The organism is Streptomyces maremycinicus (assembly GCF_001184025.1).
GTDB classification, from domain to species: domain Bacteria; phylum Actinomycetota; class Actinomycetes; order Streptomycetales; family Streptomycetaceae; genus Streptomyces; species Streptomyces maremycinicus.
Genome location: NZ_BBYG01000019.1, coordinates 193,998 through 220,159, shown reverse-complemented (window position 1 = coordinate 220,159; position 26,162 = coordinate 193,998). Strand labels below are relative to the sequence as shown.

Here is a 26,162-nt window from a genome sequence, read left to right as displayed (position 1 = left end):
ACGGCCCTTTACGAAGACAAAAGGATCTCTATGTCGACGCACTGCCTTCTCCGTGTGAAGGCTTTGCTCACCCCAATGGCGGAACCGGTTCACCGGAGAAACGTCACTGGTCCCGCAGCCGTGCCGCCCAGGCGATGCCGCCGCTCAGATGGGCCCGGAAGCGGGGGTCGGCGTAGGCCTCGGAAGCGTGCCCGAGGGCCGTGTAGAAGACGCGTCCCCGCCCCTGCTCGCGGCACCAGGCCAGCGGGTGGTCGGCCCCCATCCCGCCGCCGGTGTAGGACGACTCGTCGGCGACGGCGAGAACGCGTACCCGTCCACGCGGGTTGGCGCGGAAGTCGTACCACTCGTCGGTGAAGTCCCAGACGGCCGGCAGTGAGCGGGTGGCGGGGTGGTCGTGGTCCTCGATCACCGCCTTGCCCGGCTGGTACTCGGGGTGGCGGGCGAAGCGGGCGCCGAGGAGCTCGCCGTAGTACGGCCAGTCGTACTCGGTGCAGGCCGCGGCGTGCACGCCGGCGAAGCCGCCGCCCGCCTCGACGTGAGCGACGAGACGTTCCCGCCCTGCCGGGGTCAGCACCTCGCCGCTGGTGGACAGGAAGACCACGGCCGCGTACCCGTCCAGCGAGGCCTCGAAGGCCGCCGGGTCCTCGGTGTGGTCGACGGCGAACCCGCCCCACGCGCGCAGGGCGGCGACGGCGTCCGGGATGGAGTCGTGTCGGTAATCGGTGGTGCGGGTGTACACCAGCAGGCGGGCGGTCATGCGGAGGAGCCTAGACGGACGGGAGTTGGGGTCCGGGAGCGATGTCACAGCATCGGTCCCCGAGACGTGCCACGGCATTCGTTCCGGAGAGAATGCCGCAGGTCGCCGCACAGGTGTTCCCTCCGCGCGGCCGTGTCCGGGACCGCACGCGTAGGCTCGGGCGGGATGAACACCATTCCCGCACGCCTCGACCACATCGTTCTCGCAACGCCCGATCTGGCCGCGACGGTCGCCGAGTTCACGCGACGCACGGGAGTGGCCCCGGCGCCCGGCGGGGTGCATGTCGGGCTCGGCACCCGCAACTACCTGGTCGGTCTCGGCCATCAGGCGTATCTGGAGATCATCGGCCCGGATCCGGACCAGCCCACGCCCTCCTACCCGCGCCCCTTCGGCGTGGACGCCCTCGCCACCGCACGGACGATCACCTGGGCCATCAGTCCGCCCGATCTGGACGCCGCCGTCGCGCAGGCCCGGGCCAGTGGCTACGACACCGGAGACGTACGGGCGATGAGCCGGCGGCGCCCCGACGGCACCCTGCTGCGATGGCGGCTGACGGACGGCGGCTCCCCGCATCCGTCCGGCCTGGTGCCGTTCCTCATCGACTGGGGCGGCACGACCCACCCCTCCGCCTCCGGCCTGCCCGTCAGTCCCCTGCTGGAACTGACCGCCACCGCCCCCGCGCCCGAAGAAGTCCGCCCCCTGCTGACCACCCTCGGCACCGACCTCGTCCTGACCGAGGGCCCGGCGGCGTTCTCGTTCACCGTGGACACCCCCCACGGGCCGGTGACCTTCGGCTGACCTGACGGCGGCGCCGTCCGGGTGAAGGAAACGACACCCGGGGCGTGTCCGTTTCCTTCAAGACCGGCCGGGACGGCTCTGCCTACCGTTGTCGCATGAGTCCACGATTCGATGCCATCGGCCTGGTCGTCTCCGACATGGCCGCCTCCGTCTCCTTCTACCGTCGACTCGGCTTCGCCTTTCCCGAGGGGGCCGAGCGGGAACCGCACACCGAGGCCGAACTGCCCGGGGGCCTGCGGCTGTTGCTGGACACCGAGGACACCGTCCGCTCGTTCAACCCGGGGTGGCGGGCTCCGTCCGGGAGCGGCCGGACCTCCCTCGCACTGCGCTGCGACACACCGGGCGAGGTCGACGCGGTGTACGACGAGTTGCTGGGCGCCGGTCACCAGGGCGACCTGAAGCCGTGGGACGCCTTCTGGGGCCAGCGCTACGCCGTCGTGCTCGACCCCGACGGCAACGGCGTCGACCTGTTCGCACCGCTGCCTCAGTAGCGCGGCACGCTCAGCGCAGCAGGGCGCCGAGGGTGAGGCCCGTGAACTCCCTGACGTCCCGAGAGAGATGGGCCTGATCGGCGTACCCGGCCCGGTTCGCGGTGTCCGCGTAGGGCACGCCCCGCCGGGCCAGCGCGAGAGCTCGCTGAAGGCGCAGGATCCGGGCCAGCGTCTTGGGGCCGTAGCCGAAGGACGTCAGCGAACGGCGATGCAACTGGCGTGCTCCCAGGCCCAGTTCGTCGGCCGTCGCGGCCACCGAACGGCCTGCGGCGAGGGCGGCGACCAGTTCGCGCAGCACTCCGTCGGGCGGCGCCGCCCGCTCCAGCGCCAACTCCTCCAGTGCCGCGGCGGGGTGGGCGGCCGAGGCGACCCGGTCGGTCAGCCGACGTACTTCCGGCGCCGGCCACAGCTCGGTCAACTCGACCCGGCGATCACGCAGTTCGTGGGCCGGTACGCCGAGCAGCTCGGGTGCGGTGCCGGGGAACAGGCGGATGCCCGCCCAGGTCGCGGGCGGCCCGTCGGGGACATGGGCGTGGGTGTCCGGTCCGGCGACCAGCAGTCTGCCCTCGCGCCACAGCAGGTCCATACAGCCGTCGGGGAGCACGGGAAGCGCGTCGGCCGCCGCGGACGGCGTCTTCGTCCAGACCACCGCCCCGGCCAGCCGGGAGGGCCGCTCCTCGTACATGTACGCCAGGCTACGCCGCCGGGATGCGGGGTGCCGGTGCGGACCGTCGCTCCCTAGGACGTCCGCGTCCGGTGTTCCTGGGGGCTGACGCCGTACACCCGCTTGAACGCGCTGGACAGGGCGAAAGCGCTTCCGTAGCCGACGTGACGGGCGATCGCCCCGATCGTGTCCTGGGTGTCGCGCAGCCGGGCGGCGGCGAGAGCGAGACGCCGGCCGGTGAGGTAGGTCATCGGGGGTTCGCCCACGAGGTCGCTGAAGCGGCGGGCCAGCGCGGCCCGGGAGACACCCGCCTTCGCGGCGAGGGACGCCACGGTCCAGGGGTGCGCCGGATCGTCCTGGACCAGGCGCAGCACGCGGCCCACGACCGGATCGGCGAGTGCCTGGTACCAGGCCGGGGCCGCCGCTTCCGGACGGGCGAACCAGGCTCGCAGCGCGGCGATGACCAGGAGGTCGAGCATGCGGTCCAGGACGACCTCCTGGCCCGGTTCGTCGCGGATGATCTCCTCCATGAGCAGCGGGGTGAGCGGGCACTGCCACACGTCGGAGGAGAGGGACAGCAGCGGGGGCAGCGCGTCGAGCAGCCGGCCGCTGATCTCGCCCTGCATCGGGTACGTGCCGATGAGGACGACGGTGGAGCCGTCCGGCCGGTCGCCCCAGGTCCGCACGCCCAGGTCCATGGAGCCGTTCAGGGGACGTCCGTCGGGGTACGCGCACTGCCCTGCGGGGAGGATCAGCGCCTGCGGGGGTGTGCCGGGAACGTCGGCGCAGGTGTACGGGCCGGGGCCGCGGGCGATGGCGAGGTCGCCGGCCCGCAGGCGGACGTCCGCCCCCTCGTCCGGCACGACCCAGCCCTCGCCGCGCACCATGAGCATCACCGTCAGCGGGGCGCGGTCCTCGACCCGTACGGCCCACGGCGGGTCGAAGCACGCGCGGATCATGAGGGCGCCCCGCGCGCGTGGACCCTCCAGCAGGCCCGCGAGAGGGTCCCCCCGCGTGAGCATGGTCGAGGGTGGGGGAGCGTCCATGCGGCCAGCGTAGACGCGCGCTTATGGGAATGAGCCGTTCGGCGATGGGACCGTGCGGGAGACGGCAGTTGACTGAACGCATGACACAGAACACGGCACAGCGGATGACGGTGGTGGTGACCGGCGCGACCGGTCGTACGGGCAGCCGGGTGGCCCGGGCGGCCGAGGCGGCCGGGCTGACCGTGCGGGCGGCCTCGCGGGCCCGGGGGTTCGACTGGCACGACGGCTCGACGTGGGCCCCTGTGCTGCGCGGCGCGGACGCGGCCTACCTGGTCCACCCCTCGGACGTGGGGGCTCCGGACGCGGCCGACGCGGTGGGACGGCTGGCCCGGGAGGCGGTCGCTCTCGGGGTGCGGCGGCTGGTGCTGCTGTCGTCACGGGGTGAGGAGCGGGCTCTGCCGACCGAGGAGGCGCTGCGGACGTCGGGCGCGGACTGGACGGTCGTACGGGCCGCGTGGTTCGCGCAGAACTTCAGTGAGGGGCCGCTGGTGGAGGGGCTGCGGCAGACCGGGGAACTGGTGTTCGCGGGCGGGGAGGTGCGGGAGCCGTTCGTCGACCTGCGGGATGTCGCCGATGTCGTGGTGAAGACGCTCACCGAGGGTGATCGGTACGTGGGGGAGGCGGTGGAGGTGTCCGGGCCACGGCTGCTGACGTTCCGGGAAGCGATCGCGGAGATCGGGCAGGCCGCCGGTCGCGCGCTGACGTACACGCCGGTCCCCGCGCGTCGGTACGGCGAGCGGTTGGCCGGGTTCGGCGTGCCGCCCGAGGAGGTCGCCTTCCTGGTGGAGCTGTTCGAGTCGCTGCTGGACGGGCGCAACGCCCACCTCTCCGACGGCGTCAGGCAGGCCCTCGGCCGCGAGCCGCGCGACTTCGCGGAGTTTGCCGGGGAGTCGGCGGCGGCGGGCGTCTGGAAGGCCTAGGCCGTGCCCGGGCTCCCGGCGTTCCCGGGGCGGGGGCGCTGCGGGGATTCGTTCCTCCTCGGTTCGTTCCCCCCGCGGTTCGCCCCTCCTCGGGTTCCCCGGGGCTCACTTCTCCGGGGGTTGCTCTTCCCCGTGCCCGCCGCTTCCGTTTCCGCCGTGCCCCTTCGGATAGCTCTTCGCATGCGTCCGGAAACGTCCCGTCACGTCCTCCGGCGGGAGGAAGCGGGACCACCGCTCGGGGAACTCGGACGGCATGTCGGGGTCGTCGGGGTCGTCCTCCTCGTGGGAGCGGATCGCCGCCATGCGGGCGACGTACTCCGCCGCCTCCTCCTCCCGGATCCGTTCGTTGGCGGCGCGGGCCGCGGCCGTAGCGGCGGCCGGCCAGACCCGGTCGATCGCGGCGTTGACGGCGGCGCCGACCAGCACGGCGAACGCGGAGACGCCGATCCACAGCAGTACGGCGACGGCGGCGGCGAGGGAGCCGTAGATGGTGGCGCCCTCGATCGTGTTCGTCAGGTAGATGCGCAGCAGGAAACTGCCGAGCACCCACATGGCGAGGGCGACGAGCGCGCCGGGGACGTCCTCGATCCACGGGGAGCGCACGGGGACGGAGACGTGGTAGAGCGTGGTCAGGAACGCGACGGACAGCACGATCACGACCGGCCAGTACAGGACCTGCACCACGGTGGTCGACCAGGGGAGGATCCGCACCACCGCGTCCGGCCCGGCGACCATCAGCGGCAGCGCGACCGAGCCGATCAGCAGGGCCCCGACGAACAGCAGGAAGGCCACCAGCCGTGTCTTGACGATCCCGCGCACGCCGTCGAGGCCGTACATCACGGTGATGGTGTCGATGAAGACGTTCACCGCGCGTGAGCCCGACCAGAGCGCGAACAGGAAGCCGATGGAGATGACGTCGGGGCGGCCGCCCTTCATCACGTCGTCGAGGATCGGCTGGGCGATCTGCCGGACGCCCTTGTCCGAGAGGACCGTGCGCGAGGCGTCGAGGAGGTTGGCCTCCAGGCTGGTGATGGTGTCGGTGCCGGTCCAGTCGTCGACGTAGCCGAGCAGGCCGATGAGGCTGAGCAGCAGTGGCGGCACGGACAGCAGGGTGAAGAAGGCGGCTTCGGCGGCGAGACCGAGGATGCGGTACTCGATGCAGGTGTTGACGGTGTCCTTCAACAGCAGCCAGGCCGTCCGTCGCTTGGAGACGTTCCGGTAAAGGGCACGCGCCCGGTGGAGACGCCCGGCGGGGCTCCCGGGTTGCTCGGGTGACTGACTTTCTGGCTGCACGCCCTAAAGGTATCCGCCGTTAGGGGCTGCACTCACCTCCGGCAAGGCCGCTTGCGCGGGGCGCGGAGCGACGCATGGGCCCTCTGGTGGCCATGACCGTCGTACCCGGGGGTAGGTTCGGGCTATGGCAGGCACCACGCACACCGTGACCAACCAGCCCCCGCCCCTGACCGGGTACGACGTGTACGGCGCCGATCGAGCGCTGGTGGCGGCCGTGGAACGGCATCTTGATCCGGAACTGCTCGACGAGGCGCACGGCGAGTTGTCGGCGCTCGGCCGGGCGGCCGGCTCGGCGCAGCTGCACGAGTGGGCGGTGCAGGCCAACGAGTGTCCGCCGAAACTGTGTACCCACGACCGCTACGGCCACCGCATCGACGAGGTCGACTTCCATCCGGCGTGGCACCGGCTGCTCGGCAAGGGGGTCGGGGCCCATCTGACGGATGCCTGGGTGCGGCCCGGCGGGCACGTACGCCGGGCGGCGGGCTTTCTGGTGTGGACGCAGGTGGAGGCGGGCAACGGCTGTCCGCTGTCGATGACCCACGCGGCGGTGCCCGCGCTGCGCGCCGACCCGGAGCTGGCCGCCGAGTGGGAGCCCCGGCTGACGTCCACGATCTACGACCGTGAGCTGCGGCCGGCCCACCTGAAGTCCGGGGTGCTCTTCGGCATGGCGATGACGGAGAAACAGGGCGGCAGCGATGTCCGGGCCAACGCGACGGTCGCCACTGCTCTGGCCGAGGACGGCACGTACGAGCTGACCGGTCACAAGTGGTTCTGTTCGGCGCCCATGTCGGACGGTTTCCTGGTGCTCGCGCAGGCGGCCCCGGTCCGGGGCGAGGGCGGTCCCACCTGTTTCCTCGTGCCGCGCGTGCTGGAGGACGGTTCCCGCAACGTCTTCCGCCTCCAGCGGCTCAAGGACAAGCTGGGCAACAGGTCCAACGCGTCGGCCGAGGTCGAGTTCGACGGGACGTGGGCCCGCCGGGTCGGCGAGGAGGGGCGCGGGGTGCGCACCATCATCGACATGGTGGCGGCGACCCGGCTCGACTGTGTGCTGGGCTCGGCGGGGCTGATGCGGCAGGCGGTGGCGCAGGCGATCCACCACTGCACCCACCGTGAGGCGTTCGGCGGGAAGCTCGTCGACAAGCCGCTGATGCGCAACGTCCTGGCCGATCTCGCGCTGGAGTCGGAGGCGGCGACCGTGCTCGCGCTGCGGCTCGCGGCGGCCTACGACGACGGTGGCGAGCAGGAGCGGGCCCTGCTCAGGATCGCGGTTCCGGCGGCCAAGTACTGGGTGACCAAGCGCTGTGCGCCGGTGGCGGTGGAGGCCTCGGAGTGCCTGGGCGGCAACGGTTACGTCGAGGAGTCGGGGATGCCCCGGCTGGTGCGCGAGTCGCCGCTGAACTCGGTCTGGGAAGGGGCGGGCAACGTCCAGGCCCTGGACGTGCTGCGGGCCCTCCGGCGGGAGCCGCAGGCACTGAACGCCTACCTCCAGGAGGTCGGGAAGGCGCGCGGGGCCGATCACCGGCTGGACAGGGCGATCAAGGGCCTGCTGACGGAGCTGGCGGATCTGGACGGCGTCGAAGGGCGGGCGCGCCGGCTGGCCGAGCGGTTCGCTCTGGTGCTTCAGGGGGCACTGCTCGTGCGATTCGCGCCGCCGGAGGTCGCCGACGCCTTCTGCGCCTCGCGGCTGGGCGGGGACGGGGGCGCGGCCTTCGGGACACTGCCCCACAGCCTGGACCTGGCGTCGATCGTCGAGCGGGCCCAACCCCGCGGCTGACCCGAGCCGGCCTGCGACGACAGGGAGCGGGGGTGGTGCTGCGCCGACACGGCACCACCCCCGCCGCTGTGGCCCTGCGAGGCCAGAATCGCCGCTCGGGACGGCGTGGCTCAAGTTTCGGACAGCCTGTGGATGTTCACCAGGGTTGCAGGGGGTTGCAACGTGTCGGTGGTTGTGACCGGACTGTGCCCGTCCGTCACCTGAGGACGGCAAGATGGGGGCCTTCAGCAAGACCGGAAACAGTCGGCGCAGAAACTTGACATCCGGTTGTCCGACTGCGTTCTCCCGGGAGGCCCTGTGGCGATGCCACCGATGAACGTGCCGCAGCTCGCGGCCGTCGACGCCGCGCGGGCGGCGCGGGTGCTCAACGAGGTGCGTGACGCCCGGCTCGCCGGTCAGCAGGCACGCGTCGCCCCGCGCCCCGTGATCGAGCAGTCCTGGGACCGGATGCTGCGCAGCGGGGTGGATCCGGAACACGATTTCCGGGCGGGGCTGCTCAGCGCCGACGAGGTACGGCGCAGGCGGGAGGAGTCGCCGTTGCGGGAGGTGCTCCCGGTGCTGCGCGAGGGGCTGCTGTCGGTCGCGGACGTCGCCCACCACATCATGGTCGTCGCCGACCCGGAGGGCCGGGTGCTGTGGCGCGAGGGCTGCGGACCCGTGCTGCGCAAGGCAGACGGGCTCGGCTTCGAGCTGGGCGCCGACTGGGGCGAGGCCGTGGTCGGCACCAACGGCGTGGGCACGCCGGCGGTGGTCCGCCGGCCCGTCCAGGTGTTCGCCGCCGAGCATTTCGTGCGCTCGCACGCGGCCTGGACCTGCGCGGGCGCCCCGATCACCGATCCGCGCGACGGCCGGCTGATCGGTGTGGTCGATGTCAGCGGGCCGCTGGAGACGATGCATCCGGCCACCCTCGCCTGGGTCGACTCGGTGGCGAAGCTCGCCGAGTCCAGGTTGCGGGAGCGGCACCTGGGTTCGCTGGAGCGGTTGCGGGCGGTGGCGGCGCCGGTGCTGGCCCGGCTCGGCGGCCGGGCGGCGGTGGTGGACGGGAACGGGTGGACGGCCGCGGTGACCGGGATGCCGTACGCGAGCCGCATCGCGCTGCCCAAGTCGCCGTCCCCGGGCCGCCGCTGGCTCCCGGCGCTCGGCCTGTGTTCGATCGAGCCGCTGGCCGGGGGCTGGCTGGTGCGGTCGGTGGACGAGAGCGCCGAGCCGCTGCCGCCCGGCGCGACCCGGATCGTGCTGGATCTGACCCGGCCCCGGCGCTGGTCGGTGAAGGTGTCGGGCGGCGCGGGCTCGTGGTCCCACGAACTCAGTCCCCGGCATGCCGAGTTGCTCTACCTGCTGGCGGCCGAACGCGGTGGCCGCAGCGCGGCGGGCCTGGCCGAGGACATGTTCGGCGACGCGGGCCGTACGGTGACGGTGCGGGCCGAGATGTCCCGGGTGCGGCGGTACCTCGGCGGTCTCCTGAGCCATCGGCCGTATCGTTTCTGCGAGGACGCCGAGGTCGAGGTGCTCCTGCCGGCGGACCCGAGGTCGCTGCTGCCGCACTCGACCGCGCCCGCCGTGGTGAGGAACCGGGGGACAGGACCGTAGCGAAAGAGGTGCACCGGGGTCCTTCCGGCGGTATGTTCCGCATATTTGCGGGGTCTTCGTCCCCGACGGGGCCCGACTGCCGTAGCATCCCCCTACGGGTCACCCCACCTGCTCCTCGGTCAACGTACGGATCATCAGGCGCAGTTGGCCCGCCTCGGGAGGGCAAATGAAGCAACGCGGCCGACACCGCCGGCGCAGACGAGGCAGGGCGCTGCGGGCGTTCCTGTCCGGGACCGCCCTCGCCCTCACCGCCGCCGCCACCATGATCAGCGTCTCCCAGGCAACGGTCACGGACGACGGACCCGGGGACCTGAAGCCGCTCACGGCCTCGGCCGAGACCGGAAAGCTGCGCCTCACGGAGAACCGGGTGCCGCAGGCGTCCCTGGACCGGCTCGCCGCGGGAATGGGCCGGCCGGTCGGCGTCGGCGCGGTCCTCGGCGCGGCCGACCGCACACTGCGGGACGCGGTCGACTGCTCGCCCGCCGAGCGCGGAGCCCTGCCCGTCTCCCCCGTGGCCTCGCGCGCCTACTGCTGGAACACGGACGACACCGAGGGCTGGCAGCCCGGCGCGGTCACCACCTCGGGGGACGCGGACGACGACGGCGTCTGGGGCTCCAACCGGGTGATCCTCTCCGGCTGGTCGCGCAGCGGCGGCCCGGCCGCCGACCGGGGGCTGGCCCGGGTCGGCTTCGTGAACGCGGGCAACCTGAACCACCTCACCTACACCTGGGCCCTGCTCGCCCTGCCGGTGGACGAGGGGCGGGACTACCGCGGACTGGTCTCGCACGTCTCCGGGATGGTCTGGTACCAGGACAAACTGCTGGTCACCGCCGACGACGGGGACCGGTCCGCGCTCTATGTGTACGACATGAACCGGGTCCAGCGGGCCACCGTCGTCGGTGACGCGGTCGGGCGGGTCCCGGGCGGCTGGTCCGCGCACGGCTACCGCTTCGTCCTGCCGGCCATCGGTTCCTACGCGCTGAGCGGGGACTCCGACGCCCCGCATCCCGCGACCGTCTCCCTCGACCGCAGCACCGTGCCGGACAGCCTGGTCGCCGGGGAGTGGACCCTCGACGACGCCGACCGTGACGCCCGTCTGTGGCGCTACCCCTTCAGCACCGTCCCCGGTCACGAGGGGCTGCTCGCCACGAACGCCACCGGCCGGGTACGGGCCTCGGAGGCGTTCGAGACGAAGGTGACGGGCGTACGGGGCGTGCTGTCGTACGGGGCGCGGTGGTACGTGACCCGGGCCGCCGGTCCGGACGACCGGCGAGGCACGCTGTGGCGGCAGGACGCCGGCCGGCGCGACGACACGGCGGACGGGTCCGAGGCCGACGGGTCCGGGGCGGCCGCGTGCGGCGCCGAGGAGACGCACAGCTGCTGGAGCCCGCAGACCGAGTCCCTCTCCTACTGGGAGGCGACCGGCGAGGTCTGGACCCAGTCGGGACGAACGCTCTTCGCGCTGCCGCTGGCCTCGATCGACAGGACGACCGGGTAGATGATTCCCTGGCGGGCATGACCCACATCCCCGTGACCACCTGGTCCCTGGAGCAGACCGACCCGGCCGACGTCCTGCCGGCCGCCGCGCCCGAGGGCGACGTGCGGATCGTCCGCTCCGAGGTCCCCTCCCCCGAGTTCAGCCGTTTCCTGTACGCGTCCGTCGGCGGGGACATCCGCTGGATCGACCGGCTGCGCTGGACGTACGCGCAGTGGCAGGAGCATCTGGCGCGCCCGGGGGTGGAGACCTGGGTCGCCCACGACCGGGGTACACCGGCGGGCTACGTGGAGCTGGAGCCGCAGGACGACGGTGTCGTGGAGATCGTCTACTTCGGTCTGATCCCGGCCTTCCGCGGGCGTCGCATCGGCGGGCACCTGCTGGCGTACGGCGCCGCCCGGGCGTGGGACCTCGCGGACCGCTGGCCCGGGCTGCCGCAGACCAAGCGGGTGTGGCTGCACACGTGCAGCCTGGACGGCGAGCACGCGATGGACAACTATCAGCGCCGCGGTTTCAAGCTCTTCGACACCAAGGTCGAGGAGCAGCCCGAGGTGTCCGCGCCGGGCCCCTGGCCGGGCGCCTTCCCGGTCTGACCCTCCGCCCATACCGGCTGTGACCTGCGCCGACAAGAGGCTTCGCAGGTCATGTGATCGACGCCACCCTTGTCTCACACTTCGGGACAAGGGTGTCCGCATCGCGGACGAAGCTGGACTGTGTCCAGAACGCCGTGACACGCTTTCGCCATGTCCGGAACTGGAATTGCCTTGGTGAGTCGGCGGCACGTCGACCTCGGCCGCATGTCCAGCGCCATCTGTCCGGCGAGCTGACGAGCCGCAGCACCGCCGACATCGCCGTTCGAGCCTCTCGCCTGCGCAACGCCGCGCACGCGGGCTCCATGCGCCCGCGCGCGCAGGTCGGAGCCGCCCGACCGTCCCCCGACCACCGCCCCTCCCGGACGGCGCACCGCGCCGACATCTTCCGCCGCTGTCCCGAAGGACGTATCAACCATGGCCGCCACCCCGCAGAACCCTGCCGCCGCGACTTCCCGCCGCAAGGTGAGCCGTCACCGCGGTGAGGGCCAGTGGGCAGCGGGACACTTCACCCCGCTCAACGGCAACGAGCAGTTCAAGAAGGACGACGACGGTCTCAACGTGCGGACACGCATTGAGACGATCTACTCCAAGCGGGGTTTCGACTCGATCGACCCCAACGATCTGCGCGGCCGGATGCGTTGGTGGGGGCTGTACACCCAGCGCAAGCCGGGGATCGACGGCGGCAAGACGGCGATCCTCGAGCCGGAGGAGCTGGACGACAAGTACTTCATGCTGCGGGTCCGTATCGACGGCGGCCGGCTCACCACCGAGCAGCTGAGGGTGATCGGCGAGATCTCGCAGGAGTTCGCCCGCGGCACCGCCGACCTCACCGACCGGCAGAACGTCCAGTACCACTGGATCCGCATCGAGGACGTGCCCGAGATCTGGAACCGCCTCGAGGCGGTCGGCCTGTCCACCACCGAGGCCTGCGGCGACACACCCCGGACGATCCTCGGTTCGCCGGTGGCCGGCATCGCCGAGGACGAGATCATCGACGGCAGCCCGGCCGTGGAGGAGATCAGCCGCCGGTTCATCGGCAGCAAGGAGTTCTCCAACCTGCCGCGCAAGTTCAAGACGGCGATCTCCGGCTCCCCGCTCCTGGACGTCGCCCACGAGATCAACGACGTCGCGTTCGTCGGCGTCGAACACCCCGAGCACGGGCCCGGCTTCGACCTGTGGGTCGGCGGCGGTCTGTCCACCAACCCGAAGATCGGCGTCCGGCTCGGCGCCTGGGTCCCGCTGGACGAGGTCCCGGACGTCTGGGCCGGTGTGATCGGCATCTTCCGCGACTACGGCTACCGGCGCCTGCGCACCCGCGCCCGCCTGAAGTTCCTGGTCGCCGACTGGGGTCCGGAGAAGTTCCGCCAGATCCTGGAGGACGAGTACCTCCGGCGCGCCCTCGTGGACGGCCCGGCGCCCGCCGCCCCCGTCGAGCGCTGGCGCGACCACGTCGGTGTGCACCGCCAGCAGGACGGGCGCTACTACGTCGGTTTCGCCCCGCGCGTCGGCCGCGTCGACGGCGCCACCCTGACGAAGATCGCCGAGCTCGCCGAGGCGCACGGCTCGGGCCGGGTGCGTACCACCGTCGAGCAGAAGATGATCGTCCTCGACGTCGAGGAGGGGCGGGTCGCCTCGCTGGTCGAGGCGCTGGAGGCGCTGGACCTGACCGCCAAGCCCTCCCCCTTCCGGCGCGGCACGATGGCCTGCACCGGCATCGAGTACTGCAAGCTCGCCATCGTCGAGACCAAGCAGCGCGGCTCCACGCTCATCGACGAACTGGAGCGCCGCATCCCGGAGTTCGACGAGCCGATCACCATCAACATCAACGGCTGCCCGAACGCCTGCGCCCGCATCCAGGTCGCGGACATCGGTCTCAAGGGCCAGCTGGTCCTCAACGACCGGGGCGAGCAGGTCGAGGGCTTCCAGGTGCACCTGGGCGGCGCGCTCGGACTGGAAGCCGCTTTCGGCCGCAAGGTCCGTGGTCTGAAGGTCACTTCGGAGGAACTGCCGGACTACGTGGAACGCGTGCTGAAGCGGTTCCAGGCCGAGCGCGAGGACGGCGAGCGGTTCGCCGTGTGGGCCACGCGTGCCAGCGAGGAGGCCCTCTCATGAGCGAGCGCGCCGCCCCCTTCTACTGCCCCTACTGCGGCGACGAGGACCTGCGTCCGAACGAGCAGGGCCACGGCGCCTGGGAATGCGCGGCGTGCAGCCGCGCATTCCAGCTGAAGTTCCTCGGGCTGCTCGCCCGGGGCGTTCAGCACACCGAACCGGGAGGGGACCGGATATGACGACGCTTCAGGAAGGCCGTTCGACCGACGAGTTGAAGGCGCTCGCCGAACAGGCGGGCCGCGACCTGGAGGAGGCCTCCGCGCTGGAGATCCTCCAGTGGGCGGTGGACACCTTCGGCGAGCAGTTCTGCGTGACCTCCTCGATGGAGGACGCCGTGGTCGCCCACCTGGCGTCCCGGGTCCGCAAGGGCGTGGACGTGGTGTTCCTCGACACCGGCTACCACTTCCCCGAGACCATCGGCACCCGGGACGCGGTCGAGGCGGTGATGGACGTCAACGTCATCACGCTCACCCCGCGCCGGACCGTCGCGGAGCAGGACGCCGAGCACGGACCGAAGTTGCACGACCGCGACCCCGACCTGTGCTGCAAGCTGCGCAAGGTGCAGCCGCTCGAAGAGGGACTCGAGGGGTACCGGGCCTGGGCCACCGGCCTGCGCCGTGACGAGGCCGTCACCCGGGCGGGGACTCCGGTGGTCGGCTGGGACGAGAAGCGGCGGAAGGTCAAGATCTCGCCCATCGCCCGCTGGACCCAGGACGACGTCGACGCGTACATCGCCGAACACGGCGTGCTGTCCAACCCCCTGCTGATGGACGGTTACGCCTCCGTCGGCTGCGCCCCGTGCACCCGCCGGGTCCTGGCGGGCGAGGACGCGCGCGCCGGCCGCTGGGCGGGACGCGCGAAGACCGAGTGCGGGCTGCACGGCTGACCCCATGACCTCGACCCCCACGCACACCCCTGCCCCCACCGCTACTTCTACGAACCGGGAGAACCACGTGACGACCGGAGCCACCGTCTGGCTCACGGGTCTGCCGAGCGCCGGCAAGACCACCATCGCGTACGAGCTGGCCGGCCGGCTGCGTGAGGAGGGCCGCCGTGTCGAGGTGCTCGACGGCGACGAGATCCGCGAGTTCATCTCCGCGGGCCTCGGTTTCAGCCGCGAGGACCGGCACATCAATGTGCAGCGCATCGGCTTCCTGGCCGAACTGCTCGCCCGCAACGGCGTCACGGCCCTCGTCCCGGTGATCGCGCCCTACGCCGACAGCCGGGACGCGGTGCGCAAGCGCCATCAGGACAGCGGGACCGGCTACCTGGAGGTGCACGTGGCGACCCCGGTCGAGGTGTGCTCGGTCCGGGACGTGAAGGGTCTGTACGCGAAGCAGGCGGCGGGCGAACTGACCGGGCTCACCGGGGTCGACGACCCCTACGAGGCCCCCGAGTCGCCGGATCTGCGGATCGAGTCACAGGACCAGACCGTGCAGGAGTCCGCGGCGTCGGTGTACGCCCTGCTCACCGAGAGGGGACTGGCATGACGACGACCGTCGCCAAGGCCGAGGAGGGCACGGCGAGTCCGTACGCCCTCAGCCACCTGGACTCACTGGAGTCCGAGGCGGTGCACATCTTCCGCGAGGTGGCGGGCGAGTTCGAGAACCCGGTGATCCTGTTCTCCGGCGGCAAGGACTCCATCGTCATGCTGCATCTGGCGCTGAAGGCGTTCGCCCCGGCCCCGGTCCCCTTCTCGCTGCTGCACGTGGACACCGGGCACAACTTCCCCGAGGTCCTCGAGTACCGCGACCGGGTCGTCGACGCGCACGGACTGCGCCTGCACGTGGCCTCCGTCCAGGACTACATCGACCGCGGCACGCTCCGCGAGCGCCCCGACGGCACGCGCAACCCGCTCCAGACGCTGCCACTGACGGAGAAGATCCAGTCCGAGAAGTTCGACGCCGTCTTCGGCGGCGGACGCCGCGACGAGGAGAAGGCCCGCGCCAAGGAGCGGGTGTTCTCCCTGCGCGACGAGTTCTCCCAGTGGGACCCCCGCCGTCAGCGGCCTGAGCTGTGGAACCTCTACAACGGCCGCCACGCCCCCGGTGAGCACGTCCGGGTGTTCCCGCTGTCCAACTGGACCGAGCTCGACGTCTGGCAGTACATCGCCCGTGAGGGCATCGAGCTGCCCGAGATCTACTTCGCGCACGACCGGGAGGTCTTCCGGCGCGGCGGGATGTGGCTGACCGCCGGCGAGTGGGGCGGCCCGAAGGACGGCGAGACGGTCGAGAAGCGCCTCGTGCGCTACCGGACCGTCGGCGACATGTCCTGCACCGGCGCCGTCGACTCCGACGCGGTGACGCTGGACGACGTCATCGCCGAGATCGCCGCCTCCCGGCTCACCGAGCGGGGCGCCACCCGCGCCGACGACAAGATGTCCGAGGCCGCGATGGAAGACCGCAAGCGCGAGGGGTACTTCTAAGCATGAGCACGATCACCTCCGAGGAACTCTCGGCCACGACCCTGCTGCGGTTCGCCACCGCCGGTTCCGTCGACGACGGCAAGTCCACGCTCGTGGGCCGGCTCCTGCACGACTCCAAGTCGATCCTCACCGATCAGCTGGAGGCCGTGGAACGCGTCTCGGCGAGCCGCGGCCAGGACGCCCCCGACCTGGCGCTGCTCACCGACGGCCTGCGCGCCGAGCGTGAGCAGGGCATCACCATCGACGTGGCCTACCGCTACTTCGCCACGCCCCGGCGCCGTTTCATCCTCGCCGACACCCCCGGCCATGTGCAGTACACCCGGAACATGGTCACGGGCGCCTCCACGGCCGAGCTGACGGTGATCCTGGTCGACGCCCGCAACGGCGTCGTGGAACAGACCCGCAGGCACGCGGCGATCGCGGCCCTGCTCCGTGTTCCGCACGTCGTCCTCGCGGTCAACAAGATGGACCTCGTCGAGTACCGGGAGAGCGTCTTCGCGCAGATCGCCGAGGAGTTCACGGCGTACGCGAGCGAACTCGGCGTTCCCGAGGTCACCGCGATCCCGATCTCGGCGCTCGCCGGGGACAACGTGGTCGACCCGTCGGCGAACATGGACTGGTACGGCGGGCCGACCTTCCTGGAACACCTGGAGACGGTTCCGGTCAGTCACGACCTGGCGCACTGCCACGCACGGCTGCCGGTGCAGTACGTGATCCGTCCGCAGACCGCCGAGCACCCGGACTACCGGGGGTACGCGGGTCAGATCGCGGCCGGCACCTTCCACGTCGGGGAGGCGGTGACGGTGCTGCCGTCCGGCCGTACCTCGACGATCTCCGGCATCGACCTGCTGGGCCGGCCGGTGGACGCGGCGTGGACGACCCAGTCGGTGACCGTGCTGCTCAGCGACGACATCGACATCTCGCGCGGCGACCTGATCGTGCCGACCAAGGACGCGCCGGCCACCACGCAGGACGTCGAGGCGACCGTGTGCCACGTGGCCGACCAGCCGCTGACCGTCGGGCACCGGGTGCTGATCAAGCACGGCACCCGCACGGTCAAGGCGATCGTCAAGGACATCCCGTCCCGGCTCACGCTCGACGACCTGTCCCTGCACCCGCACCCGGGACAGCTCGTCGCCAACGACATCGGCCGCGTGAAGATCCGTACCTCGGAACCGCTGCCGGTGGATTCCTACGCCGACTCCCGCCGCACCGGCTCGTTCATCCTGATCGACCCGGCCGACGGCACCACGCTCACCGCCGGCATGGTCGGCGAGTCGTTCGCGGCGCCGGAGCCGGTCAAGGACGAGTCCGACGACGACGGTTGGGACTTCTGACGATGACCACGACCGACTTCTACTCCACGTTCGCGAAGGAGGGCGGCCGCGTCGGCAGCGGCGCCCTCGGCAGCGGGCAGGGCGGAGTGGCGCGATGTGCGCTCTGACGTACGCGCACTGCCTGCGCGCCCCGTCCCCCCACCCGCCGTCCCGGAAGCGACGAAAACCCTTTGCCGATTTCCCGGCCACGACCTGAAAACCCGTGACCGCCGGGCCAACGAGAGGAACCCCTCCCGTGCCTGCCAACCGCTCAGTCCTTCTTCGCCGCGGCCTCGCCGCCGTAGCGGCCCTTCCCCTGCTCGCCCTCGCCGCCTGCGGCTACGGGTCCGACGCCAAGGACGACAACGCCAACGAGAAGGTCGCCGCCGGATCGGAGAAGATCGACGGGCTCGACACCGTCAAGATCGGCTACTTCGGCAACCTGACGCACGCGACCGCGCTGGTCGGCCGTCAGCAGGGCATCTTCCAGAAGGCGCTGGGCGCCACCAAGGCCTCGTACGCGACCTTCAACGCGGGCCCGTCCGAGATCGAGGCGCTGAACGCCGGCTCCATCGACATCGGCTGGATCGGCCCCTCGCCGGCCATCAACGGTTTCACCAAGTCCGCCGGCAAGAGCCTGCGCATCATCGGCGGTTCGGCGTCCGGCGGTGTGAAGCTCGTCGTCAACGCGGACAAGATCAAGTCCGTCAAGGACGTCAAGGGCAAGAAGATCGCCACGCCTCAGCTCGGAAACACGCAGGACGTGGCGTTCCTCAACTGGATCGCGGAACAGGGCTGGAAGGTCGACGCGCAGAGCGGCAAGGGTGACGTGACCGTTGTCCGCAGCGACAACAAGGTGACCCCGGACGCCTTCAAGGCCGGTTCGATCGACGGCGCCTGGGTGCCGGAGCCGACCGCGTCCAAGCTGGTCGCCGAGGGCGGCAAGGTGCTGCTCGACGAGGCGTCGCTGTGGCCCGACAAGAAGTTCGTGATCACGAACATCATCGTGTCGCAGAAGTTCCTCAAGGAGCACCCGAAGGTCGTCGAGGCGGTGCTGAAGGGTTCGGTCGACTCCAACAAGTGGATCAACGCCAACCCGGCGGCGGCCAAGGCGGCGGCGAACAAGCAGCTGGAGGCGGACTCCGGCAAGGCGCTGCCGACCGAGGTGCTGGACCCGGCGTGGACGTCGATCCAGTTCATCAACGACCCGCTGGCCTCCACGCTCAACACCGAGGCGGAGCACGCGGTCAAGGCCGGCCTCCTGGAGAAGCCCGACCTCACGGGCATCTACGACCTGAGCATCCTGAACAAGGTCCTCAAGGCCGAGGGCGAGTCCGCGGTCGACGACGCCGGTCTCGGCGTCAGCTGATCGGAATCCGATGAGTTCCCAGGAGGTGACGACCATGGCCACGACCTTCGCCAAGGCCGCCGAGTCCGCGGAGTCCGTGGAGTACGCGGCCCGGCTTGAGCACGTCTCGAAGTCCTTCGCGGGTCCGGGCGGGCAGCAGCTCGTCCTGGACGACATCACGCTCGATGTCGCTCCCGGCGAGTTCGTCACCCTCCTGGGTGCTTCGGGCTGCGGAAAGTCCACGCTGCTCAACCTGGTGGCGGGGCTCGACGAGCCCACCGCCGGCACCATCACGACGGACGGCCGTCCGGCGCTGATGTTCCAGGAGCACGCCCTCTTCCCGTGGCTGAGCGCGGGCAAGAACATCGAACTCGCCCTGAAGCTGCGGGGTGTCGCGAAGCCCGAGCGGCGCGACAAGGCCGAGGAGCTCCTCGAGCTGGTGCGGTTGAAGGGCGCGTACGGAAAGCGGGTGCACGAGCTTTCCGGCGGCATGCGGCAGCGCGTGGCGATGGCCCGCGCGCTGGCGCAGGAGAGCAACATCCTGCTGATGGACGAGCCGTTCGCGGCGCTGGACGCCATCACCCGGGATGTGCTGCACGACGAACTGACCCGGATCTGGGGGGAGACGGGACTGTCCGTCCTCTTCGTCACGCACAACGTGCGCGAGGCGGTCCGGCTCGCGCAGCGGGTCGTCCTGCTGTCCTCCCGGCCCGGCCGGGTGGCGCGCGAGTGGACGGTCGACATCCCTCAGCCGCGCCGGATCGAGGACGCCCCGGTGGCGGAACTGTCCATCGAGATCACCGAAGTCCTGCGTGGGGAGATCCGCCGTCATGGCCAGCACTGAGACGAAGACGACGGTGCCGAAGGCGGCTCCCACCGAGCTCGCCGGGGTGGAGGCGGGGCTCGACGCGCTGGACGTCGTGGCGCCCGCCGGCCGCACGCCCTTCCGGCGGACCTTCGTCGACAAGATCCTGCCGCCGATCCTCGCGACCGTCCTGCTGCTGGTCGTCTGGCAGATCACCTTCAAGGTCGTCGACGACCCGACCAAGCTGGTCTCCCCCCTGGACGTCGGGCGCACGCTCCAGGACGCCTGGCTCGAGGGCAAGCTGCTCGGCTACATCTGGACCAGCGTCTCGCGCGGTCTGCTCGGCTTCCTGTTCGCGCTGGCGATCGGCACCCCGCTGGGTCTGCTGGTGGCCCGGGTGAAGTTCGTGCGGGCGGCGATCGGTCCGATCCTGTCCGGTCTCCAGTCGCTGCCGTCGGTGGCGTGGGTGCCGCCGGCCGTGCTGTGGCTGGGTCTGAACAACTCGATGATGTACGCGGTGATCCTGCTCGGCGCGGTGCCGTCCATCGCCAACGGGCTGGTGTCCGGTGTCGACCAGGTGCCGCCGCTGTTCCTGCGGGCGGGCCGCACGATGGGCGCGACCGGGCTGAAGGGAACCGTCTACATCACGTTGCCGGCCGCGCTGCCGGGCTATGTGGCGGGTCTGAAGCAGGGCTGGGCGTTCTCCTGGCGTTCGCTGATGGCGGCGGAGATCATCGCGTCCTTCCCCGACCTCGGCGTCGGTCTCGGCCAGTTGCTGGAGAACGGCCGCAACGCCAGTGACATGTCGATGGTGTTCGAGGCGATCCTGCTCATCCTGTTCGTCGGTATCGCGATCGACCTGCTGATCTTCAGTCCGCTGGAGCGGTGGGTGCTGCGCAGCCGTGGTCTGCTGGTGAAGAGCTGACGTCCCATGTACAGGAAACCGGTTCCTCCCGTTCTCGTGGTGATCGCCCACGGCAGTCGTGACCCGCGGCATGCCGCGACCGTGCACGCCCTGGTGCGGCGGGTGCGGTCGTTGCGGCCGGGTCTACGGGTGGAGACCGGTTTCCTGGACTTCAACATCCCGTCCGTCCAGGCAGTGCTGGAGTCGCTGGCGGCGGAGGGCGTCCGGGACGTCGTGGCGCTGCCGCTGCTGCTGACCCGGGCGTTCCACGCGAAGGCGGACATCCCGGCGGTCCTGCGGGACGCTCCGGCACAGCTGCGGATCGTGCAGGCCGAGGTGCTCGGCCCGTCGCCGCTGCTGCTCACCGTCCTCGAACGACGGTTGTACGAGGCCGGCCTGACGCCCGCCGACAAATCCTCGACCGGGGTCGTGCTGGCCTCGGCGGGGTCCACCGACCCGGAGGCGATCGCAGTGATCGCAGAGATCGCGCGGGAGTGGCGGCGCACCGGTTGGTGTGCCGTGCGGCCTGCGTTCGCCTCCGCCGCCGGTTCCCCCTCGGGGTTCCCGCGCACCGAGGACGCGGTCCGCGCGCTGCGGGCGACGGGGTGCGCGCGGGTCGCCGTCGCGCCGTACGTCCTGGCCCCCGGCTTCCTGCCGGACCGTATCGCGCGCGGCGCGGCCGAGGCCGACGTCCTGGCCGAGGTGCTGGGTCCGGCGCCGGAGGTGGCGCGGGTGCTGCTGGAACGGTACGACGCGGCGCGCAGGCCGGCGCTTGCGGCCGTCGGCGCCTGACCGAGGCGCGACCGGTCCGGTGTGATCGGTCAGCGGTTCACGTGGGCGGTGCTCCGGCGTGGGTCGCGGCCGCTCGCCGCCAGGGCCCGCTCGAAGACCGGCGCGTCCTCGGGTACCGGCACCACCGCCGCGAAGCCGTCGTACTGACGGTAGAGGTCGCCGTGGTGTTCGACGACATCGAGGACGAAGCGGGCCGCGTCGTCCGAGATGCGGAACTCCTGGCCGGTGGCGACCGCCACGTCCCAGCCGTGCACCGCCAGCTCCTTGACGATCATCGAGGCGATCTCGGCGGCGGGCATCGCGGCCGTTCCGAGGTCGACCTCGCCCTCCCACACGGCCGGGTCCGCCCAGGCGGCGACCGCGCGCTCCAGCCGGTCGGCGTACGCCTCGGCCCACAGCGGGTCGGCCGTGAAGTCACGGGCGACCAGGTCCTCGGGGAGCTGTCTGCGCAGGGCGCGGTGTTCGAGACCGTGGGAGGTGTAGAGGACCCAGTGGTCGACCAGGGTGCGAACGTCCCAGCCCGGGCAGTGTGTCGGGGCGTTCAACCGGGCCGCCGGGACACCGCGGGCGACGCGCGCGGCCTCGGCGGCGCATGCGGACAGGTACTGGTGCGTCTCGTCGTGCTTCATGGGTCCCACGCTAGGCAGCGGGGTGCTCAGGACTCTTGAACAAACGCGACAGCGCCGTCAGTCCGATCCGGGGGACCGGCCGGTGTCGCGGTCCGCCACCCGGTCGGCGGCCAGTCGGATCAGCTCCGGCAACGGCAGGGAACCGGGTTCGCGGTGTTCCCGGGCGAACTCGTCGGCCAGCCGCTGGAGCAGTTCGTTCAGCGGGGTCGGTACGCCGTGCAGACGGCCGAGGAGGGCGATCTCGCCGTTGAGGTGGTCGGCCTCGATGGTGCCGACACCGCGGCTGAGCGACTGCCAGGAGGAACCGCCGCCGCGGGAGACACCGTCGAGCGGGACGAGCGTGACCTTGTCGCCGCGCAGGGCCTGCTGCTCCTCGGTGCTCGCCCACGCGATACCGGCGGCGCGCAGTACGGTCTCGCCCTCGGCCCGCACCCTCGCGTACAGGGCCTCCGCCTCGGGGCCGTCCACCGGGCCGCTCACCGCCTCCAGGGCGTTTCCGAGGTTGGACAAGAGCTTCGCGTACTGCCAGCGGGAGACGTCGGGCACGACCGGCGCCTCGAAGTACGCCTTCTCCAGGTCGGCGGCGACCGCGCGGATCGTGTCGTCGGTGCCGTGCGGGTACCGGCCGAGATGAAGGATGCCGGTGAGCGGGGTGCCGGCCGCGGAGACGGCACCCGGTTCGACATGGGTGGCGGGCAGCCAGACGCAGACGCCGTAGACGTGCCGGAAGCGGCGCAGGGCGAGGCGCGGGCTCTCCACGCCGTTCTGCGCGCAGATCAGGGGCAGTCGCTCCCCTGCCGTGCCGCCGCCCTCGACCGAGGCCGGGCGCCAGACCTGGAGGGCCGCTTCGGCGTCCTGGGTCTTGACGGCGAGGAAGAGCACGTCGTCGGCGCGCAGCGTGCCGAGTTCGTCCGGTCCGCCGACGACGGGCAGCCGGTACGTCAGCTCGCCCTGCGGAACCCTGAGCCGCAGTCCGCCCTCGGTGAGCGCCGCCCGGTGCGCGCCGCGCGCGACCAGCACGACCTCGTGCCCGGCCTCCGCCAGCCGTCCGCCGACCGTGCCGCCGATCGCCCCTGCCCCGATGATGATGTAGCGCATGGGACGAGCCTCGCACAGCCGTGCGTGAGCGCCGTCAGAAGCGGGGGCGCCGGTCCGGCGAGGCCGACGGCCCGCGCACGGTCACGCTCGCGTCAACTCCACCAGTTTGACGACGGTGTTCCAGTTCCGGGTGGTGGCGATGAGCCCCTTGTTCAGCCGGGGCCTGGACAGTTGCTCGGCGAGCTTGGACCGGCCGAGGCCCTGCGGGGCGTACAGGTACAGCGCACGGTCGCCGAGGCGGAACTCCTCGGGGAGGAAGGCCGCCTGGTCGATCCCGGCGTAGCGCTCCGCGTCGACGGCGGTGGAGAAGTACGTGAGGTGGAGTTGCTTGGCCTCCAGCTCGGCGGCCGGGAACGGGCAGGCGTCGGCGACCGCCTTCAGATAGGCGTGGTCGCGCACGATCACGCCCACGGCGAAGCCGAAGTGCTTCTCGATCGCCGCCGTGAGCTCGGCGGCGAGGCTCTCCTCGTCGCCGTGCGCGCCGGAGAAGACGGCCTGGCCGCTCTGGAGGTGGGTTCGGACGTCCCCGAGGCCGAGCCCCTCCAGCAGGGTGCGCAGTTCGGCCATCGGGACCTTCCTGCTGCCGCCCACGTTGATGCCGCGCAGCAGGGCCGCGTACGTCGTCGTCATCCGCTCACCTTAGGCGGCCGTCGTGCCCCGTGGGGGTGGGCACGACGGCCGCGGCCGAGGTGGCGCTCCGGGCGAAACTCTGGCCGATCCGCGGGACGCGGAGCAACACCTGCCGGACATCTCCACAGGCCTGTGACTTCTTCAACAAACTTTCGTAATCATCGTTCCGACCTCCGGCGTCGAAAGGTCCGTGCCCGCACCCTGATCGTCATCCCCTAGATCCCCGGATAGATGTAGGGGCCCTCTGTCCTCCCCAGCGGTGAGACCACGCGGTCCGACGGGAGGAGTCGAGGGTCCGGGACCTCACCGGGAGGCACGACGAGATGGCTTTATCCAGGCCATACCTTCGAATCGAAAGGTGGCGGCAGGGGGCTTCCACCGCATCACAAGAGGGCAGGCCCGTCATGGGGAACGGAGATATACGGGTGCGGGGCATCGCCGCGCGGGCAGGCGGCTGGAGCGCCCGGCACCGATGGGCCGCCGTGGGGATCTGGGTGCTGTTCGTCGTCCTGGCCATGGGGATCGGCTCGGCGGCGGGCACGGTCGAGGTCAAGGAGAGCGACCAGCTCAGCGGCGAGACCCACACGGCCGCCCGCATCATCGAGGACGCCGGCATCGAGGAACCGGCCAGCGAGACGGTCCTCATCCAGTCGAAGGACGGCTCCGTCAAGGCCACGGACCCGGAGTTCAAGGCCGCCGTCGCCGCGGTCGTCTCGGCCGTGGACAAGACCGGCAAGGTCACCGACGTGACCTCCCCGTACGACTCGGACACGATCTCCGAGGACGGCCGCAGCGCGCTCGTCCAGTTCGACATGCGCGGCGACTCCGACACCGCGGGCGAGCGGGTCGAGCCGGTTCTCGAGGCCGTCGAGGGCGTCCAGCAGGACCACTCCTCGGTGCGGATCGAGGAGATCGGCGGCGCCAGCATGATGAAGACGTTCGACGACGCGTTCGGCGACGACTTCCAGCAGGCGGAGTACTCCGCGGTGCCGGTGGCCCTGGGCATTCTGCTGATCGCGTTCGGCGCGCTGGTGGCGGCGCTGCTGCCGGTGGCGCTCGCGGTCACCGCGATCATGGCGACGATGGGCCTGATGAGCATCGTCAGCCACTTCCAGCCGATGGACGACACCGCGAGTTCCGTGATGCTGCTGGTCGGTCTGGCCGTCGGCGTCGACTACTGCCTGTTCTACCTGCGCCGTGAGCGCGAGGAGCGGGCCGCGGGACGTGATCCGGAAACCGCCCTCAGGATCGCCGCGGCGACCAGTGGCCGGGCCGTGATCGTCTCCGGCGTCACCGTGTGCGTGGCGATGGCGGGCATGCTGTTCACCGGGCTCGCGACGTTCGAGGCGATGGGCCTGGCCTCCCTGATGGTGGTCGCGGTCGCCATGGTCGGTTCGGTGACCGTGCTGCCCGCACTGCTGTCGCTGCTGGGCCGCCGGGTGGAGAAGGGCCGGATCCCGTTCCTGCACCCCGAAAAGCGCCGCAAGAACGGCAACGGCGGGCGCGCGGGCGACGGCAGCCGGTTCTGGAGCGCCGTGCTCAAGGTCGTCCTCGCCAAGCCCGCCGTCTCACTGGTCGTGGCGGCCGGCGCGCTGCTCGCGATCGCGGCTCCGGCGGTCGGCATGAAGACCCAGAACCTCACCCTGGACCAGGAGTTCGGCGACTCGCTGCCGATCGTGCAGACCTACAACCGGGTCAACGACGCCTTCCCGGGCGGCTCCGAACCGGCCGAGGTGATCGTCAAGGCGGACGACATCAACGCCGCCGAGGTGAAGACCGCGCTCGCGCAGTTCAAGGAGCGGGCGGTCAGCTCGGGTGCCTCCCGCGGTCCGGTCGAGATCAAGCTGCACGACGCGCAGAACATCGCCTACGTGTACGTTCCGCTGGTCGGCGGCTCCGACCTGGACAAGGCGGGCGCGAGCCTCGACAAGCTGCGCGACGAGGTGCGCCCCGCGACGCTGGGCAAGGTCGACGGCCTCCAGGCGCCGATCACCGGACAGGTGGCCGGTTCGAAGGACTTCAACGACCAACTGGGCGGCGCCGTCGCCCCGGTGTTCGCCTTCGTCGTGGTCTTCGCCTTCCTGCTGATGCTGCTGTCGTTCCGGTCGCTGACGGTCGCGGTCACCTCGATCGTGCTCAACCTGCTGTCGGTGGGCGCCGCTTACGGCATCCTGGTCGCCGTCTTCCAGCACGGCTGGGGCGCGTCGCTGGTGGGGGCGGAGGGCGTCGGCGCCATCGTGACCTGGCTGCCGCTGTTCCTCTTCGTGATCCTGTTCGGCCTGTCGATGGACTACCACGTGTTCGTCGTCTCGCGGATCCGTGAGGCGCGGATGCGGGGCCGGTCGACGAACGAGGCCATCAAGCACGGGGTGGTCACCACGGCCGGCGTCGTCACCAGCGCCGCGGTCATCATGGTCGCCGTGTTCGCGATCTTCGGAACGCTGTCCATGCAGTCCATGAAGCAGATGGGCGTGGGCCTGGCGGCCGCGGTGCTGATCGACGCGACGATCATCCGCGGTGTGCTGCTCCCGGCCGTGATGGCCCTGCTGGGCGAGCGCAACTGGTACCTGCCGAAGTGGCTGGACTGGCTGCCCGACCTGACGCACGACGAGTCGCCCGAGGCGGTCGCGCAGGTCACGCGGGACGACGAGGGCGAGCCGCTGCGGGTCTGACGCCGCTCGGCTT

At 71.3% G+C, this 26,162-nt stretch carries 26 protein-coding genes; 19 read left to right on the top strand and 7 right to left on the bottom strand.

Going from position 1 to position 26,162, the window contains the following annotated elements; all coding sequences use genetic code 11:
* Positions 1–103: 103 nt before the first annotated feature.
* Positions 104–757, bottom strand: coding sequence for a ThuA domain-containing protein (locus AOQ37_RS29920; RefSeq protein WP_062648822.1), 654 nt, complete (start codon positions 755–757; stop codon positions 104–106).
* 165 nt (positions 758–922) lie between these two features.
* Here AOQ37_RS29920 and AOQ37_RS29915 point away from each other — a divergent pair, with 165 nt between their 5' ends.
* Together AOQ37_RS29915 and AOQ37_RS29910 are read left to right on the top strand one after the other, a co-directional pair.
* Positions 923–1,555, top strand: coding sequence for a VOC family protein (locus AOQ37_RS29915; RefSeq protein ID WP_062648820.1), 633 nt, complete (start codon positions 923–925; stop codon positions 1,553–1,555).
* Positions 1,556–1,650: 95 nt separating this feature from the next.
* The gene (locus tag AOQ37_RS29910; RefSeq protein WP_062648817.1) at positions 1,651–2,046 is read left to right on the top strand and encodes a VOC family protein; all 396 of its coding nucleotides are present in this window, start codon (positions 1,651–1,653) and stop codon (positions 2,044–2,046) included.
* Between the two features lie 10 nt (positions 2,047–2,056).
* Here the strand turns inward: AOQ37_RS29910 and AOQ37_RS29905 are convergent, their stop codons facing one another.
* Together AOQ37_RS29905 and AOQ37_RS29900 are read right to left on the bottom strand one after the other, a co-directional pair.
* On the bottom strand, positions 2,057–2,731 hold the full coding sequence (locus AOQ37_RS29905; protein WP_062648815.1) for an AraC family transcriptional regulator: 675 nt from the start codon (positions 2,729–2,731) through the stop codon (positions 2,057–2,059).
* A 53-nt stretch (positions 2,732–2,784) separates the two neighbouring features.
* Positions 2,785–3,732 (bottom strand): AraC family transcriptional regulator, encoded by a 948-nt coding sequence (locus tag AOQ37_RS29900; RefSeq protein WP_062648813.1) that lies wholly within the window; start codon positions 3,730–3,732, stop codon positions 2,785–2,787.
* A gap of 104 nt (positions 3,733–3,836) precedes the next feature.
* On the opposite strand from AOQ37_RS29900, the gene AOQ37_RS29895 reads away from it, so the two are divergent.
* A complete protein-coding gene (locus AOQ37_RS29895) occupies positions 3,837–4,676 on the top strand; it encodes an NmrA family NAD(P)-binding protein (protein WP_062648811.1) in 840 nt (279 codons plus the stop codon).
* A gap of 105 nt (positions 4,677–4,781) precedes the next feature.
* On the opposite strand, the gene AOQ37_RS29890 is transcribed toward AOQ37_RS29895, so the two are convergent.
* Entirely contained in the window at positions 4,782–5,969 is a 1,188-nt protein-coding gene (locus AOQ37_RS29890) for a YihY/virulence factor BrkB family protein (RefSeq protein ID WP_078890416.1), read from the bottom strand.
* Positions 5,970–6,093: 124 nt separating this feature from the next.
* Here AOQ37_RS29890 and AOQ37_RS29885 point away from each other — a divergent pair, with 124 nt between their 5' ends.
* The 15 genes from AOQ37_RS29885 (at position 6,094) to AOQ37_RS29815 (ending at position 21,120) form a co-directional block, all read left to right on the top strand.
* A complete protein-coding gene (locus AOQ37_RS29885; RefSeq protein WP_062648809.1) occupies positions 6,094–7,743 on the top strand; it encodes an acyl-CoA dehydrogenase family protein in 1,650 nt (549 codons plus the stop codon).
* A gap of 312 nt (positions 7,744–8,055) precedes the next feature.
* Positions 8,056–9,333 (top strand): GAF domain-containing protein, encoded by a 1,278-nt coding sequence (locus AOQ37_RS29880; protein WP_062648807.1) that lies wholly within the window; start codon positions 8,056–8,058, stop codon positions 9,331–9,333.
* Positions 9,334–9,499: 166 nt separating this feature from the next.
* The gene (locus AOQ37_RS29875) at positions 9,500–10,831 is read left to right on the top strand and encodes a hypothetical protein (protein ID WP_062648805.1); all 1,332 of its coding nucleotides are present in this window, start codon (positions 9,500–9,502) and stop codon (positions 10,829–10,831) included.
* Positions 10,832–10,848: 17 nt separating this feature from the next.
* On the top strand, positions 10,849–11,421 hold the full coding sequence (locus tag AOQ37_RS29870; RefSeq protein ID WP_062648803.1) for a GNAT family N-acetyltransferase: 573 nt from the start codon (positions 10,849–10,851) through the stop codon (positions 11,419–11,421).
* Positions 11,422–11,571: 150 nt separating this feature from the next.
* Positions 11,572–11,655, top strand: coding sequence for a putative leader peptide (locus AOQ37_RS42200; protein ID WP_309486338.1), 84 nt, complete (start codon positions 11,572–11,574; stop codon positions 11,653–11,655).
* Positions 11,656–11,835: 180 nt separating this feature from the next.
* Positions 11,836–13,533 carry a nitrite/sulfite reductase gene (locus AOQ37_RS29865; protein WP_062648801.1) on the top strand — a complete coding sequence of 566 codons (1,698 nt, stop codon included), beginning with the start codon at positions 11,836–11,838 and terminating at the stop codon, positions 13,531–13,533.
* Positions 13,530–13,709, top strand: coding sequence for a hypothetical protein (locus tag AOQ37_RS29860; protein ID WP_062648799.1), 180 nt, complete (start codon positions 13,530–13,532; stop codon positions 13,707–13,709). Before AOQ37_RS29865 ends, AOQ37_RS29860 begins: the two co-directional genes overlap by 4 nt.
* Positions 13,706–14,416 carry a phosphoadenylyl-sulfate reductase gene (locus AOQ37_RS29855; protein ID WP_062648797.1) on the top strand — a complete coding sequence of 237 codons (711 nt, stop codon included), beginning with the start codon at positions 13,706–13,708 and terminating at the stop codon, positions 14,414–14,416. The genes AOQ37_RS29860 and AOQ37_RS29855 overlap by 4 nt, the downstream gene beginning before the upstream one ends.
* A 4-nt stretch (positions 14,417–14,420) precedes the next feature.
* Complete coding sequence (gene cysC / locus AOQ37_RS29850) at positions 14,421–15,020, top strand: adenylyl-sulfate kinase (protein WP_078890414.1); 600 nt, start codon at positions 14,421–14,423, stop codon at positions 15,018–15,020.
* Positions 15,017–15,955 (top strand): sulfate adenylyltransferase subunit CysD, encoded by a 939-nt coding sequence (cysD, locus tag AOQ37_RS29845; RefSeq protein WP_062648793.1) that lies wholly within the window; start codon positions 15,017–15,019, stop codon positions 15,953–15,955. The genes cysC and cysD overlap by 4 nt, the downstream gene beginning before the upstream one ends.
* A gap of 2 nt (positions 15,956–15,957) precedes the next feature.
* A complete protein-coding gene (locus tag AOQ37_RS29840; RefSeq protein ID WP_062648791.1) occupies positions 15,958–17,292 on the top strand; it encodes a sulfate adenylyltransferase subunit 1 in 1,335 nt (444 codons plus the stop codon).
* Between the two features lie 235 nt (positions 17,293–17,527).
* Positions 17,528–18,640 carry an aliphatic sulfonate ABC transporter substrate-binding protein gene (locus AOQ37_RS29830; protein ID WP_062648789.1) on the top strand — a complete coding sequence of 371 codons (1,113 nt, stop codon included), beginning with the start codon at positions 17,528–17,530 and terminating at the stop codon, positions 18,638–18,640.
* A 10-nt stretch (positions 18,641–18,650) separates the two neighbouring features.
* Positions 18,651–19,463 carry an ABC transporter ATP-binding protein gene (locus tag AOQ37_RS29825; protein WP_374701550.1) on the top strand — a complete coding sequence of 271 codons (813 nt, stop codon included), beginning with the start codon at positions 18,651–18,653 and terminating at the stop codon, positions 19,461–19,463.
* Positions 19,450–20,349, top strand: coding sequence for an ABC transporter permease (locus AOQ37_RS29820; protein ID WP_062648785.1), 900 nt, complete (start codon positions 19,450–19,452; stop codon positions 20,347–20,349). The genes AOQ37_RS29825 and AOQ37_RS29820 overlap by 14 nt, the downstream gene beginning before the upstream one ends.
* A gap of 6 nt (positions 20,350–20,355) precedes the next feature.
* Positions 20,356–21,120: a sirohydrochlorin chelatase gene (locus AOQ37_RS29815; protein ID WP_062648783.1), complete on the top strand. Its 765-nt coding sequence runs from the start codon at positions 20,356–20,358 to the stop codon at positions 21,118–21,120.
* A 29-nt stretch (positions 21,121–21,149) separates the two neighbouring features.
* On the opposite strand, the gene AOQ37_RS29810 is transcribed toward AOQ37_RS29815, so the two are convergent.
* The 3 genes from AOQ37_RS29810 to AOQ37_RS29800 all read right to left on the bottom strand — a co-directional run bounded on the left by AOQ37_RS29810 (position 21,150) and on the right by AOQ37_RS29800 (position 23,477).
* Positions 21,150–21,749 (bottom strand): TIGR03086 family metal-binding protein, encoded by a 600-nt coding sequence (locus tag AOQ37_RS29810; protein ID WP_062648782.1) that lies wholly within the window; start codon positions 21,747–21,749, stop codon positions 21,150–21,152.
* A 57-nt stretch (positions 21,750–21,806) separates the two neighbouring features.
* Positions 21,807–22,847: a ketopantoate reductase family protein gene (locus AOQ37_RS29805; RefSeq protein WP_062648780.1), complete on the bottom strand. Its 1,041-nt coding sequence runs from the start codon at positions 22,845–22,847 to the stop codon at positions 21,807–21,809.
* A gap of 81 nt (positions 22,848–22,928) precedes the next feature.
* Entirely contained in the window at positions 22,929–23,477 is a 549-nt protein-coding gene (locus tag AOQ37_RS29800) for a DUF1697 domain-containing protein (RefSeq protein WP_062648778.1), read from the bottom strand.
* Between the two features lie 404 nt (positions 23,478–23,881).
* Here AOQ37_RS29800 and AOQ37_RS29795 point away from each other — a divergent pair, with 404 nt between their 5' ends.
* Positions 23,882–26,149 carry an MMPL family transporter gene (locus AOQ37_RS29795; protein WP_062648776.1) on the top strand — a complete coding sequence of 756 codons (2,268 nt, stop codon included), beginning with the start codon at positions 23,882–23,884 and terminating at the stop codon, positions 26,147–26,149.
* Positions 26,150–26,162 lie beyond the last annotated feature (13 nt).

Excerpts from the sequence above, each read along its gene's own strand:
- AOQ37_RS29865 (WP_062648801.1), top strand. The coding sequence starts at position 11,836 with ATGGCCGCCACCCCGCAGAACCCTGCCGCCGCGACTTCCCGCCGCAAG.
- AOQ37_RS29870 (WP_062648803.1), top strand. The coding sequence starts at position 10,849 with ATGACCCACATCCCCGTGACCACCTGGTCCCTGGAGCAGACCGACCCG.
- AOQ37_RS29885 (WP_062648809.1), top strand. The coding sequence starts at position 6,094 with ATGGCAGGCACCACGCACACCGTGACCAACCAGCCCCCGCCCCTGACC.
- AOQ37_RS29900 (WP_062648813.1), bottom strand. The coding sequence starts at position 3,732 with ATGCTCACGCGGGGGGACCCTCTCGCGGGCCTGCTGGAGGGTCCACGC.
- AOQ37_RS29810 (WP_062648782.1), bottom strand. The coding sequence starts at position 21,749 with ATGAAGCACGACGAGACGCACCAGTACCTGTCCGCATGCGCCGCCGAG.
- AOQ37_RS29820 (WP_062648785.1), top strand. The coding sequence starts at position 19,450 with ATGGCCAGCACTGAGACGAAGACGACGGTGCCGAAGGCGGCTCCCACC.
- AOQ37_RS29920 (WP_062648822.1), bottom strand. The coding sequence starts at position 757 with ATGACCGCCCGCCTGCTGGTGTACACCCGCACCACCGATTACCGACAC.
- cysD (WP_062648793.1), top strand. The coding sequence starts at position 15,017 with ATGACGACGACCGTCGCCAAGGCCGAGGAGGGCACGGCGAGTCCGTAC.
- AOQ37_RS29795 (WP_062648776.1), top strand. The coding sequence starts at position 23,882 with ATGGGGAACGGAGATATACGGGTGCGGGGCATCGCCGCGCGGGCAGGC.
- AOQ37_RS29825 (WP_374701550.1), top strand. The coding sequence starts at position 18,651 with ATGAGTTCCCAGGAGGTGACGACCATGGCCACGACCTTCGCCAAGGCC.
- AOQ37_RS29860 (WP_062648799.1), top strand. The coding sequence starts at position 13,530 with ATGAGCGAGCGCGCCGCCCCCTTCTACTGCCCCTACTGCGGCGACGAG.
- AOQ37_RS29815 (WP_062648783.1), top strand. The coding sequence starts at position 20,356 with ATGTACAGGAAACCGGTTCCTCCCGTTCTCGTGGTGATCGCCCACGGC.
- cysC (WP_078890414.1), top strand. The coding sequence starts at position 14,421 with ATGACCTCGACCCCCACGCACACCCCTGCCCCCACCGCTACTTCTACG.
- AOQ37_RS29910 (WP_062648817.1), top strand. The coding sequence starts at position 1,651 with ATGAGTCCACGATTCGATGCCATCGGCCTGGTCGTCTCCGACATGGCC.
- AOQ37_RS29805 (WP_062648780.1), bottom strand. The coding sequence starts at position 22,847 with ATGCGCTACATCATCATCGGGGCAGGGGCGATCGGCGGCACGGTCGGC.
- AOQ37_RS29895 (WP_062648811.1), top strand. The coding sequence starts at position 3,837 with ATGACACAGAACACGGCACAGCGGATGACGGTGGTGGTGACCGGCGCG.
- AOQ37_RS29875 (WP_062648805.1), top strand. The coding sequence starts at position 9,500 with ATGAAGCAACGCGGCCGACACCGCCGGCGCAGACGAGGCAGGGCGCTG.
- AOQ37_RS29855 (WP_062648797.1), top strand. The coding sequence starts at position 13,706 with ATGACGACGCTTCAGGAAGGCCGTTCGACCGACGAGTTGAAGGCGCTC.
- AOQ37_RS29905 (WP_062648815.1), bottom strand. The coding sequence starts at position 2,731 with ATGTACGAGGAGCGGCCCTCCCGGCTGGCCGGGGCGGTGGTCTGGACG.
- AOQ37_RS29840 (WP_062648791.1), top strand. The coding sequence starts at position 15,958 with ATGAGCACGATCACCTCCGAGGAACTCTCGGCCACGACCCTGCTGCGG.
- AOQ37_RS29915 (WP_062648820.1), top strand. The coding sequence starts at position 923 with ATGAACACCATTCCCGCACGCCTCGACCACATCGTTCTCGCAACGCCC.
- AOQ37_RS29800 (WP_062648778.1), bottom strand. The coding sequence starts at position 23,477 with ATGACGACGACGTACGCGGCCCTGCTGCGCGGCATCAACGTGGGCGGC.
- AOQ37_RS29880 (WP_062648807.1), top strand. The coding sequence starts at position 8,056 with ATGAACGTGCCGCAGCTCGCGGCCGTCGACGCCGCGCGGGCGGCGCGG.
- AOQ37_RS42200 (WP_309486338.1), top strand. The coding sequence starts at position 11,572 with ATGTCCGGAACTGGAATTGCCTTGGTGAGTCGGCGGCACGTCGACCTC.